The sequence below is a fragment of the Rhodopseudomonas sp. NSM genome, assembly GCF_052445935.1.
GTDB lineage: Bacteria > Pseudomonadota > Alphaproteobacteria > Rhizobiales > Xanthobacteraceae > Rhodopseudomonas.
Genome location: NZ_JBQTCH010000002.1, coordinates 883,215 through 894,574 on the forward strand (window position 1 = coordinate 883,215; position 11,360 = coordinate 894,574).

Here is an 11,360-nt window from a genome sequence, read left to right on the forward strand (position 1 = left end):
CCCACAGCATCGCCAGCGTCGTCACCATCGCGTCGGCGATCCCCGCCACATGATAATTGATCAGCGTCTCGATCAGGACGTTCGGACCGGGCGACAATTGAGCGATCGCATAGGCGTCGGCGAATTGCAGCGCTGTGTGCGACAGAGTGTGCGACAGAGTGTGCGACAGAGGCGGAATGGTCGAGTGCCATAGGGGAGCTGTAGAACGGCTCCATACCACCGACCACCGGCATTTTTGCCGGCCGCCTTTTCCCGTCAGGCCGGGCTGACCGGATAATGGACGTTTTGCCGGCGATCGCCCTTCCGCCGCAAGCGATTGCCCCCTATATTGGAATCGTCGGGGCAACCCGACTATGGAAATAAATGGCCGTCGTAATAAACCATTCGGACCCGGGGGCAGTACCCGGCGCCTCCACCAAAGCCTGTGGGTTCTCGGAGTTTCGGGAACGCGGGTTTCGGCGGGGGCGAAATAGGATCGACGAGGGCGTAAAGGGCTTGCTTTTTCCCGGTATTGTTCCGCCGTTATCGGGCTATGCAATAGTTGCCAACGACAACTATGCTCCGGTTGCTCAGGCTGCGTAACGCAGTTTGAAAGACCAAGTCTGAAGTCCTGACGGGTTAAGCTCCGTTTGGCGGGGTTCGGAGGCACCTGGCAACAGAAGCCTCCACTTTACTTTTCAACCGCGTCCCTTGATGCCCTTCCGCCGGCGCCGGGGCGCACAATATTCAGCCGTGATGCCTGCTGACCCCGGACCATTGCCGGGTTACGATCCGCCCGGTCGGCGCGAGTCGAACCCTGACGCCGGTGGCGGTCAGTATCGAAAGGCCCGGCGACGGCACCAGCGAGCACAGGACAAGGCGGGCACAGGACAGGTCATGGCCACCGATCACATCCGATACGACGTCCTCGCGCGGGAAGCATTGCGCGGCGTGCTGCGACAGGTCCTGACCGACGTCGCCCAGCACGGCCTGCCCGGCGAACACCACTTCTTCATCACCTTCCTGTCCAGGGCCGATGGCGTGAAACTGTCGACGCGTCTGCTGGCGCAGTATCCGGAAGAGATGACCGTGATCCTGCAGCATCAGTTCTGGGATCTGGTGGTGACGGAGGATCGTTTCGAGGTCGGGCTGTCGTTCGGCGGCATTCCGGAGCGGCTGGTGGTGCCGTTCTCGGCGATAAAGAGCTTCTTCGATCCTTCGGTACAGTTCGGCCTGCAGTTCGAGGCCAATGACGGCGCCGCCGAAACCGCCGACGCCGGCGCAGCCGAGATCACGCCGCCGGCGCCGAGCCCCGCTCTGCCCGCAGCGGTCGAGTCCGGTCCGGCCGAAATAGCCGCCGACGAATCGGTGAAGTCGGAAGGCGCCGAGGTGGTCCGGCTCGATCGCTTCCGCAAGAAATAGAGTTCACGCGACCGGCGGCGAGTCCGCTCCTCCGGCGCGACCCGCGGAACTCGTTCGAGAGCCCATCACAGACCGACAGGACGACCGCCATGGCCCGCAAACCCGGCGCCGCCAAATCCAATGCCGCCGGCTCCGGCACGACCCGTAGCGAGACCGACAGCTTCGGCCCGATCGAGGTCGCCGCAGACCGTTACTGGGGGGCGCAGACCGAGCGCTCGCGGCAGAACTTCCGGATCGGCCTGGAGCGGATGCCGATCGGCCTCGTGCACGCGCTCGGCATCGTCAAGCTCGCTGCCGCCGAGACCAACCGCGAACTCGGCCTGCTCGACGCCCGCCGCGCCGGCGCGATCGTTCGCGCCGCCCGCGAAGTGATCGACGGCAAGCTCGACGATCACTTCCCGCTGGTGGTGTGGCAGACCGGCTCCGGCACCCAGACCAACATGAACCTCAACGAGGTGATCGCCAACCGCGCCAACGAGATGCTCGGTGGCGAGCGCGGCGCCAAGAAGCCGGTCCATCCCAACGACCACGTCAATATGAGCCAGTCGTCGAACGACTCGTTCCCGACCGCGATGCACATCGCCGCGGCGCAGGCGATCGCCGCCGACCTGATCCCCGGCCTGACGACGCTGCATGATGCGCTGCGCACCAAAGAAAAGGCGTTCGCGAAAATCGTCAAGATCGGCCGCACCCACACCCAGGACGCCACCCCGCTGACGCTCGGCCAGGAGTTTTCCGGCTACGCCGCGCAGGTCGCGAGCAGCCTGGCCCGGCTGAAGCTCGCTGTGAAGGAACTGTATCCGCTGGCGCAGGGCGGCACCGCGGTCGGCACCGGCCTCAATACCCATCCGAAATTCGCCAAAGCCTTCGCCAAGCGCGCGGCGGAGATCACCGGGTTGCCGTTCGTCACCGCGCCGAACAAATTCGAGGCGCTGGCGAGTAACGACGCCTATGTCTCGGTGCACGGCGCGATCAATGCCGCCGCGACCGCGCTGTTCAAGATCGCCAACGATATCCGCCTGCTCGGCTCCGGGCCGCGTTCGGGCCTCGGCGAACTGATTCTGCCGGAGAACGAGCCCGGCTCGTCGATCATGCCCGGCAAGGTCAACCCGACGCAGTGCGAAGCGCTGACCATGGTGTGCTGCCAGGTGTTCGGCAATCACACCACGATCACCGTCGCCGGCAGCCAGGGTCACTTCGAACTCAACGTCTACAAGCCGGTGATGGCGCAGGCGATGCTGCAATCGATCGGACTACTCGCCGACGCCGCGCGGTCGTTCACCACCCATTGCGTCGACGGCATCCGCGCCGACGAAGTCCGGATCGGCGAATTGATGCAGCGCTCATTGATGCTGGTCACCGCGTTGGCGCCGAAGATCGGCTACGACAACGCTGCGAAGATCGCCAAAGCCGCCCATCAGCGCGGCACCACGCTGAAACAGGAAGCGCTGCGGCTCGGTCTGGTGACTGAAGTCGAGTTCGACCGGCTGGTCCGTCCGGACAATATGACGCATCCCGGCTGAGCCGCACCGTCGCGCAGACTGATCAAAAATGCCCTTCTGGAAATTGATGTAAATCATATCCCTTGCGCGTGCAGATTGATCAACTTGATCTCGCAGTGTTGCGATTTGCTAATTTTATTCCGCCGTCGGCGGAAGGAAGTCAGCAGTAACCTGTAGCGGTGAGGACTGTATTCTTGACGGTGATCGAGCCGCCTATGGCTTCGTGCATTCGTGCCCGACCCTAAGCGACGCCCGTTGCCGATTTAGTCGATAATGGTGCCCGTTATGGTGGATGTGGTCAATTTGAGACGATTCAAGAAACGGGCGGAGCGGGAAGCAGCCGCGAAGCACGCCGACGTCAATCGTGCGCGATTTGGCAGAACCAAATCGCAGCGTGCGGTCGACGATCATCGGGTCAGCCGCGCCAATGAACTGCTCGATCAACATGTATTTGGTGGCGAGGACGCGTCATGAAGTCGCCGGTCGTCAAACGATCGATCGTGGTCGCGGGCCACAAGACCAGTGTCAGCCTCGAAGAGGCGTTCTGGAACGGCATGAAGGAAATCTCCGGCGTGCGGGACATGACTTTGTCCGAGCTCGTCGGCGAGATCGACGGCAATCGTCAGCAGGGCAACCTGTCGTCGGCGATCCGTCTGTTCGTGCTGGACTACTTCCGCAGCCGCGCGATGCAGCAACCGCAGCAGCAGCCCGCGGTTGAAACCAAGGTCGATAGCAGCATCGTGGCGCACTGATCGACGTTGTTGATTGGTGCGCAGATCAGGCGTTTTCCAGCGAAGCGGCTACCGGTTCGCGTGACGGGAACGCATCGATTCAGGATGCTGCAGCTCCGGTTCGGATTTGTTCAGACCCGGAATGGCTCGAGAGCAGAGTAGCTATCTTCAAATCGTCAGCTGCTCTGGTTTCTCGTGCTCGTTTCTCGTGCTCTGGTTTCTCGGTTGAGCATCGACTTTTCCGAGGGCCGGTATCCACTTTTCGGGATCACGCTCAGTGGGCGGCCCGCGAGTTTGTCGGGGGCGTGAGGACCAACGGCGGGCGCGGGCGAGACGGTCGCGCGTCGCCCGGTGCGGGCCTGATTTCCATAGCCGGCGGCAGCGGCGCGAGCTTCTCGGGTGCGCCCGGCTTGTCGTTGTTCAAGGTCTGGGGCGGCGGCGGAACGGGCGCTGGCTTCGGTGTGGCAGCGCGCGGCGGCGGCGATGCGCCGCGGCGCGGGTCGGCGTCCGGCAGCGGCACGAGCGGAGGCGCCGTGCCCTGCTGCGGTTCGGGCGACGCGTCGCCACTCAACGGCGCTGTCGGTGCTGGGCCGTTCGGTGCGGGATTCGTCGAGGCGGACGGAGCCGGCCCTACTCCGCCGGCCGCGGTTCCGGCCGACCCGGGCATCCCCGACCGTGGCGTCGAGGTCGCGCCATTGCCGGCTCCAGGACTATCGGGCGGCGACAGCGTCGACGCATCTGGCGTCGCCGCTGATCCAACCGGCCGTCCTGCCGGCAGCGTGTCCTTGCCCGCTCTGTCGACCGGCGGCCCCGGCGACGGATTGTCGGCCGCCCGCGAGGCCGGCATCACCGGCGGCTTCGCCTCCTGCTCCAGGCTTTGCAGCTTTTTGGTCTCGCGATCGATCCGTTGCACCGCGAGCCAGGACGACAGCAACGACAGATCGACATTGCGCGTCAGCCGCTCCGGCGGCCCGGCCGCAAATATCCGGATCTCAGGCGGCAAGCCCGAGCCGGTGCCGGTCAGCGCCAGCGTGGCGCGCAGATCAGCCTGCCCGGCGGGAATGTCGTAGCCGCCCGAGATCACCGCCCGCGCAGCCTTGGTGGTCAGTGTCGTGGCCGCCACCCGCAGGCGCCCATCGGCCAGGCTGATCGGAAACTGCACATTGTCGACCGAAAGCGCCCCGCCCGCGAGCACGGGCTCGATCATCCTGGTGAGACTCGAATCATCGATCGGCCTGCCCGACTCGCCGGCGCGCAACGCGACCTCGAACGCCCTGGGGTCGAGCCCCGGGATCTGCGCGCGCTCCAGTGTCAGCGTGCCGCCGCCCGCCAGCGCCCCGCTCAAGGCGGAGGCGCTGCGGCCGACGCTGTCCAGCGTCATCTGCAGCGACGCCTTCGCCGCCGGCAGGCTCTGCTCGCCGTAGCGCAGCGCGGCCGCGTCCGCACCCGTCAGCGCGACATTGGCATCGAAGGCGACGCCGGCGTCGCCCGGCCTGGCGTGCAGCACCACCTTGGCGTCGCCACCACCGAGCTTGCCTTTGGAGTCGAGCGTCAGCGTTTGCCCGTCGTGTCGGAGCACGCCGCCGAACGGCTGCAATTCGGCGCCGCCCGGCAGCGACGCGCGCAATGCCTGAAACGCCAGCTTGCCGCGCCAGCCGCGCAGCAACCCGCGACCGAGCGGCTCGGTCGGATCATGGCCGGCAACACCGAGCGCCAATTGCAGCGTCGGCCCGAGCGCGAGCGCGTCGAGCCCGGCCTCGCCGTCGACCGCGATCTCGTCGCCGAGCGTCAGCGCCAGCCGCCCGCGCAGCCGGGCGCCGCCGAGGCCGGCGTCGATCTCGTTGAAAGTCCATTGCCGGCCAGCCACCGCGAGCCGCGCACTCGCGCTGATCCTGGCTGCGTCGGAGCCTGCCGCAGCAAGGTCGAACAGCGGCGCCAGATCGATCCGGCGCGCATTCAGCGCCAGCGCCGCCTTCGGCTGGTCCGCCCAAGGCTCGATCCGGCCGTCGGCCTCGATATCGAACGCAGCCCCGGCAAGCCGCGCCTTCAGCTTCAGCGGCGCGCCCCACACGCCCGTCGCCGAGGCGTCGAGGGTCCCACTGCCCTCGCCGGCAGCGACCGCCCCCTCGATCCCCAGCAAGGTCAGCAACGATGCGCCTCGCTCTGCCGACAATTTGCCGTTCAGGCTGATGTCGCTGCGCCCGAACGCGTCCGTCCTGAGGTCGCCGATGTCGGCGCTGTTCGGCGTCGCCGTCAGGGTCACCGTGCCCTTCAGCGGTCGGCTGTCGATTTGCACCACCGCGCCAGCGTTGACCTGCCCGGCCCTGGTCTTGTCGGCGGCCAGCGTCAGCGCGAGCGACAGCCGCGTCGCCCCCTGCGCGCCGCCGGAGCCGTCCGCGATCGTCCTCAGACGGGCGGCCATCGTCGGCGCAAGCGGGTCGAGCGCGTCGACCAGTGGCCGCAGCGACGGCGCCAGCGCCGCGAGATTGAGTTTGCCGGTGGCGTTGCGGCGATCGAGCGCGCCGTCGCCCTGCAGCGTGACGCCGCTCGCGCTCTTTGCTTCGAGCTGGTCGAGCGACACCGTGCCCGGCCCATAGCCGAACCGCGTCCGCAGCGGTCGCCAGGTCTGGCCACCGGACCTCGCCTCCGCGAGATCGAGCGCGACGCTGGCCTGCTCCGGCCAATTGTCACGCGGTCCGGCGAGCGAACTCCACAGCTCCGTGGCGGCGTCGAGATCGACCCGATCGCCACTGAGCACCGCCTCGATCCGTCCGCCGCGATCTGCCGTCCGGCTGCTGGCGATGCGGCCCCGCAGCGTGCCGCCATCGGCCTCGATGGTCAGCGGCTCGATCGTGACGCTCTCGGTGGAGGCGACGACACGACCCTGCACGCGCAGCGGCTTCGCCGGACCGGCCGAGACCGGCGCACGCCCCTGCAGCCACGCGGTGAGCAGATCGGGGTCGGCGGACTCGATCGTCAGCGCGCCGTTGAACCGATCCGACGCGCCCGCCGGCTCCGCGCCGCCGCTCAGCGCCAGCCGCGAACCGCCCGGCGCCCGCAACGCGAGGCGGTCGATCCGCCAGGCGTCGCCGTTCGACCGCAGCTCCGCGGCGATCTCCGTGAGCGGCCGGCCGCCGAGCATGATCTGCTCGGCGCCGAGCACGATCCGCATCGGCAGCGGCGGCCGCGGCATCATGCCGATGCGCTCGCGCAATTGCGGCAGCCAGGCCGCAGGGTCGTCGCCATCCTTCGCCAGCAGCCTGTCGGCGTCGAGCTGGCGGGCGGACAAATTGGCCGAGAGCAGCTGCGACGCGCCGAACCGGACATCGCCGGAGCCGGCCAGCTTCAAGGCACGCTCGTCCGCGCCCCAGGATACTTCGACCTGATCCAGCGCCGCCGCGGCAGGATCGACCTTCACCTTGGCGGCGATCCGCCATGGCGTGCGCCCCCCGTCGGGGCCGGCAGTCGCCGACAGCAGGGCGGCGCCATCGAACCGGGGCGAGCGCTCCGCGAACGCCAACACCCCGTCGAGATCGGCGGACACGCCGCGCCCGGCCTGATCCACCGTGAGGTGCAGTCGCGTGCCATCGCCAGTCGCCGCGCGCCCGGCCGACAGCCGGAACGGATAGCGCGTGCCGTCCATCAGAAAATTGCCGTCGCCGCGCAGCGAGGCGCCCTGCGCCCGCAGATCGCCGGCGAAGGCGATATCGTTGAACTCGAAGGTGGAGCGGCTGGCGGCGTCGTGCAGCGCGATCCGGCCTGTCAGGTTGAGCCGGTCGATTGACAGCGCCGCGAGGTCGGACAGGCCGGAGGCCGGCCAGTCGAGCCGGCCATCGGCGTCGAGCCCGAGGTCGAGCGCAAAGCCGTTGATCGAGAGCTCGTCGGCGCGCCACTCGCCGCGCATCAGCGCGCCGAGGCTGAACTCGACGTCGAGCTTGGCGGCGCGAATCCGGCCGGGATCATTGGCACCACCGATGGTGACGTCGCGCAGCCGCAGCGTCGGCGTCGGCAGCAGCCTGGCGTCGAGTTCGCCCGCGACCCGCACCGGCGCGCCGGCCAGCCGCGTCGCCTCGGCCTCGAACTGATCACGAAACTGGTTCCAGTCGATCACGAACGGCCCCACCAGGGCGGCGAGCAGCGCCAGAATCAGCGCAATGGCCAGGCCGAGCAAGGTCGTCTGCAACGCGGTTTCCCCCCGGGCGATCAGCCGCCCCGGCCAACGATCAATAGCTCCGTATTTTCAACGCATAACAACGAATGATGGCGAACTCACAGCATTTTCCGCCGCGCCTGCCCGGGCGGCGGAAAATTCAGCCGTTCAAAGCGCTTGCGGCAGGATCTTGCCGGGATTGAAGATGTTCTGCGGGTCAAGCGCCTGTTTGATCGCGCGCATCGCCTGCAACGCCTCGATGCCGAGTTCCGCCTTCAAGTACTTCTGCTTGCCCTGGCCGATGCCGTGTTCGCCGGTGCAGGTGCCGTCCATCGCCTGCGCCCGCTCGACCAGCCGGTGCATGAATTCGTCGGCGCGCGCCATCTCGTCGGCATCGTTGACGTCGCATAGCAGCGAGCAATGAAAATTGCCGTCGCCGACATGGCCGACGATCGGCGCGAGCAGGCCGAGCCGCGCCATGTCCTGCTCGGTCTCGGCGACGCAATCGGCCAGCCGGGAAATCGGCACGCAGACATCGGTGGCGACCACGCCGACGCCGTCGCCGGGCCGCAGCGCCCGCACCGACCAATAGGCGTCGTGCCGGGCCTGCCAGAGCTTGTTGCGGTCTTCGGGCCGCGTCGTCCAGGTGAAGTCGCCGCCGCCGCAATCCTTGGCGATCGCGCCGAAATTCTTCGACTGCTCGCCGACCTCGACCTCGCTGCCGTGGAATTCCAGCAGCAGCAGCGGCGTCTCCGGCAGCGTCAGCTTGGAATAGGCGTTGACGGCCCTGACCTGGGATTGGCTGAGCAGCTCGATCCGCGCCAGCGGGATGCCGGTCTGGATCGCCAGGATCACCGCCTGGCAGGCGTCGGTGACCGACGAAAACGAGCACGAGGCGGCCGCGATCACCTCGGGGATGCCGCGCAGCTTGATGGTCAGTTCCGAGATGATGCCGAGCGTGCCCTCGCTGCCGACGAACAGATGCGTCAGGTCGTAGCCGGCGGCGGACTTTTTGGCGCGGGTGCCGGTGGTGATGATCTCGCCGTCGCCGCGAACGACTTTCAGCGCCAGCACGTTGTCGCGCATGGTGCCGTAGCGGACCGCATTGGTGCCGGAGGCGCGCGTCGCCGCCATGCCGCCGATCGAGGCGTCGGCGCCCGGATCGATCGGGAAGAACAGGCCCTGGTCGCGAAGGTCCTCGTTCAGAGCCTTGCGGGTGACGCCGGGCTGGATCACGCAGTCGAGATCCTCGGCATGAACGCTGAGGATCTTGTTCATGTCGCGCAGGTCGATCGAAATGCCGCCGGCCGGGGCGTTGACGTGGCCCTCCAGCGAGGTGCCGGTGCCGAATGCGATCACCGGCACGCTGTATTTGGCGCAGATCCGCACCACGTCCTGGATGTCGGCCGTCTCCTGCGCCATCACCACCGCGTCCGGCGGCTGGTTCGGCAGCCAGGTGGTGGTGTGGCCGTGCTGTTCGCGCACCGCCAGCGATGTGACGAGACGGTTGCCGAACCGCGCCGCGAGCGCTTCAATGGCGCTCGCCACGTCCTGCGGCTCGGCGCGCTTCGGCGTGTTGGTGATGGTCAGGCCCACGATAAAAATCCTCCGGATCGGATCGACCGTGGCAAAGGATACCGGAGGGGTCAAGGGAGGAGCATTTGACTTTGGAAGCAGATCGCAGCATCGACGCCGGCAGCGTCGCCGCGCCTTTCGTCACCACGGTGATGCAGATCGAACCGGCCTGGATCGACTACAACGGCCATCTCAACATGGCCTACTACAATGTGCTGTTCGATCGCTCGATCGATCAGATGTGGCTCGAACTGGGGATCGGGCCGGACTATCTGAAAACCCGCGGCGGCTCGACCTTCACGGCCGAATGCCACGTCCGCTATCTGCGCGAGGTGCATCTCGGCGACCCGGTGCGGGTGCACGTCTATCTGGTCGCTGCCGACGAGAAGCGGATTCACACCTTCGAGGAACTACGCCACGCCGACGAAGGCTGGCTGTCGGCGACGTCGGAGAACATGACGATGCATGTCGACATGGGCGTCCGCAAGGTCGCGCCGTTTCCGCCCGATATCCGCGCCCGGATCGAGCGCGTCGCCGAGGCGCATCGCGCGGCGCCGCGGCCCGAGGGCATCGGACGTAGCATCGCGATGCCCTCGAAGCGCGCGGAGCCCGTGCGCTAGACTCGTGTGCGACCGCGGACCAGCCCGACGACGGCCGAGATCAGGAACAGCACGATCGCGATGAAGAAGATGATCTTGGCGATCTCGATCGAGGCGCCGGCGATGCCGCCGAAGCCGAGAATACCCGCGATCAGTGCGACGACCAGAAAAGTGACAACCCAACCCAGCATGGACGCTCTCCTTTCGCTTGGGACGTGACCGTGAACGACGTCCCCGAGGACCTTGGCTCGGCTGCGAGAAGCCGCGCCATCTGGCAAACCAATCCGTCGCTGGAACGAAAGTTCCGGCGTGTTCCAGCCTCCGCAAGGGCTTAATTTGCAGCCGTTTCGCGGAACAAAAGCGCGCGGCCGCGCCGGTTCGCGCAGCCGCCTTGCGCGGGACAACCTGTCGTTTCGGGCTCGCAGACCCCATATCCGCCGATAATCCTGTTATGAAGGCTCCCCATCGCATGCCCGCGGTGCCAACGTGGGTCAAAGACGATTCGCATGACTGAACCGAACAAGCGCGCCAATCTCGACCTCTCCGGCTATCAGCCCGCTGCCGGCGGCATCGCCGCGCGGGCGCGTGCCTCGGCGGCGCCGGCCTATCTGTCAGGGCTCAATCCGGAGCAGCGCGAGGCGGTCGAGACGCTGGACGGCCCGGTGCTGGTGCTGGCCGGCGCGGGCACCGGCAAGACCCGGGTGCTGACCACGCGGATCGCCCACATCCTCTCCACCGGCCGCGCCCGCCCCGCCGAGATCCTGTCGGTGACCTTCACCAACAAGGCCGCGCGCGAGATGAAGCTGCGGCTCGGCCAGATGCTCGGCCAGGCGGTCGAGGGCATGCCGTGGCTCGGCACCTTCCATTCGATCGGCGGCCGCATCCTGCGCTATCACGCCGAGCTGGTGCAGCTCACCTCGAACTTCACCGTACTCGACACCGACGACCAGATCCGGCTGCTGAAGCAGCTGCTCGCCGCCGACAATATCGACGACAAGCGCTGGCCGGCGCGGATGCTGGCCGGGCTGATCGACGGCTGGAAGAACCGCGGCCTGACGCCGTCGCAGGTGCCGGCCGGCGAAGCCGCGAGCTTCGGCAACGGCCGCGGCGGCAAGCTCTACGCCGCCTATCAGGAGCGGCTGAAGGTCCTCAACGCCGCCGATTTCGGCGATCTGCTGCTGGAAAACATAAGGCTGTTCCGCGAGCACCCCGACGTGCTGCGGCAGTATCAAAGCCGCTTCAAGTTCATCCTGGTCGACGAGTATCAGGACACGAACGTCGCGCAGTATCTGTGGCTGCGGCTGCTGTCGCAGACGACCGCCCAAACCTCTCCCCGCGCGCGGGGAGAGGTCGGATCGCGCAGCGATCCGGGTGAGGGGGCGTCTCAGCAGATCGCGGACTC

9 protein-coding genes, 1 other RNA gene and 1 pseudogene are annotated in these 11,360 nt (G+C 67.3%); 7 read left to right on the forward strand and 4 right to left on the reverse strand.

Features of this window, described 5'->3' with window-relative positions; genetic code table 11:
• Window positions 1-7: 7 nt before the first annotated feature.
• A pseudogene (locus ACTZWT_RS08385) lies at window positions 8-172 on the reverse strand (chromate transporter); the annotation flags it as partial.
• A gap of 125 nt (window positions 173-297) precedes the next feature.
• On the opposite strand from ACTZWT_RS08385, the gene ssrA reads away from it, so the two are divergent.
• The 5 genes from ssrA to ACTZWT_RS08410 all read left to right on the forward strand — a co-directional run bounded on the left by ssrA (window position 298) and on the right by ACTZWT_RS08410 (window position 3,655).
• Window positions 298-670: a transfer-messenger RNA gene (ssrA, locus tag ACTZWT_RS08390) on the forward strand.
• A gap of 206 nt (window positions 671-876) precedes the next feature.
• Entirely contained in the window at window positions 877-1,401 is a 525-nt protein-coding gene (locus ACTZWT_RS08395) for an SspB family protein (protein ID WP_444769185.1), read from the forward strand.
• A gap of 89 nt (window positions 1,402-1,490) precedes the next feature.
• Entirely contained in the window at window positions 1,491-2,924 is a 1,434-nt protein-coding gene (fumC, locus tag ACTZWT_RS08400) for a class II fumarate hydratase (RefSeq protein WP_444769186.1), read from the forward strand.
• 264 nt (window positions 2,925-3,188) lie between these two features.
• Window positions 3,189-3,377: a DUF4169 family protein gene (locus ACTZWT_RS08405; protein WP_444769187.1), complete on the forward strand. Its 189-nt coding sequence runs from the start codon at window positions 3,189-3,191 to the stop codon at window positions 3,375-3,377.
• Window positions 3,374-3,655: a ribbon-helix-helix domain-containing protein gene (locus tag ACTZWT_RS08410; RefSeq protein ID WP_444769188.1), complete on the forward strand. Its 282-nt coding sequence runs from the start codon at window positions 3,374-3,376 to the stop codon at window positions 3,653-3,655. Before ACTZWT_RS08405 ends, ACTZWT_RS08410 begins: the two co-directional genes overlap by 4 nt.
• A 253-nt stretch (window positions 3,656-3,908) precedes the next feature.
• On the opposite strand, the gene ACTZWT_RS08415 is transcribed toward ACTZWT_RS08410, so the two are convergent.
• A complete protein-coding gene (locus ACTZWT_RS08415) occupies window positions 3,909-7,817 on the reverse strand; it encodes an AsmA family protein (RefSeq protein ID WP_444769189.1) in 3,909 nt (1,302 codons plus the stop codon).
• A gap of 135 nt (window positions 7,818-7,952) precedes the next feature.
• A complete protein-coding gene (locus tag ACTZWT_RS08420) occupies window positions 7,953-9,380 on the reverse strand; it encodes an FAD-binding oxidoreductase (RefSeq protein WP_444769190.1) in 1,428 nt (475 codons plus the stop codon).
• A gap of 65 nt (window positions 9,381-9,445) precedes the next feature.
• Here ACTZWT_RS08420 and ACTZWT_RS08425 point away from each other — a divergent pair, with 65 nt between their 5' ends.
• Complete coding sequence (locus ACTZWT_RS08425) at window positions 9,446-9,979, forward strand: thioesterase family protein (RefSeq protein WP_444769191.1); 534 nt, start codon at window positions 9,446-9,448, stop codon at window positions 9,977-9,979.
• On the opposite strand, the gene ACTZWT_RS08430 is transcribed toward ACTZWT_RS08425, so the two are convergent.
• A complete protein-coding gene (locus tag ACTZWT_RS08430) occupies window positions 9,976-10,149 on the reverse strand; it encodes a DUF1328 domain-containing protein (RefSeq protein ID WP_444769192.1) in 174 nt (57 codons plus the stop codon). The two genes, ACTZWT_RS08425 and ACTZWT_RS08430, sit on opposite strands and share 4 nt — an antisense overlap.
• A gap of 315 nt (window positions 10,150-10,464) precedes the next feature.
• On the opposite strand from ACTZWT_RS08430, the gene ACTZWT_RS08435 reads away from it, so the two are divergent.
• Window positions 10,465-11,360, forward strand: an 896-nt coding sequence (locus ACTZWT_RS08435) for an ATP-dependent helicase (protein WP_444769193.1), incomplete at its 3' end; no start/stop codon positions are given.

Coding starts and splice junctions, on each gene's coding strand:
- ACTZWT_RS08410 (WP_444769188.1), top strand. CDS start 3,374: ATGAAGTCGCCGGTCGTCAAACGATCGATCGTGGTCGCGGGCCACAAG.
- ACTZWT_RS08430 (WP_444769192.1), bottom strand. CDS start 10,149: ATGCTGGGTTGGGTTGTCACTTTTCTGGTCGTCGCACTGATCGCGGGT.
- ACTZWT_RS08395 (WP_444769185.1), top strand. CDS start 877: ATGGCCACCGATCACATCCGATACGACGTCCTCGCGCGGGAAGCATTG.
- fumC (WP_444769186.1), top strand. CDS start 1,491: ATGGCCCGCAAACCCGGCGCCGCCAAATCCAATGCCGCCGGCTCCGGC.
- ACTZWT_RS08405 (WP_444769187.1), top strand. CDS start 3,189: ATGGTGGATGTGGTCAATTTGAGACGATTCAAGAAACGGGCGGAGCGG.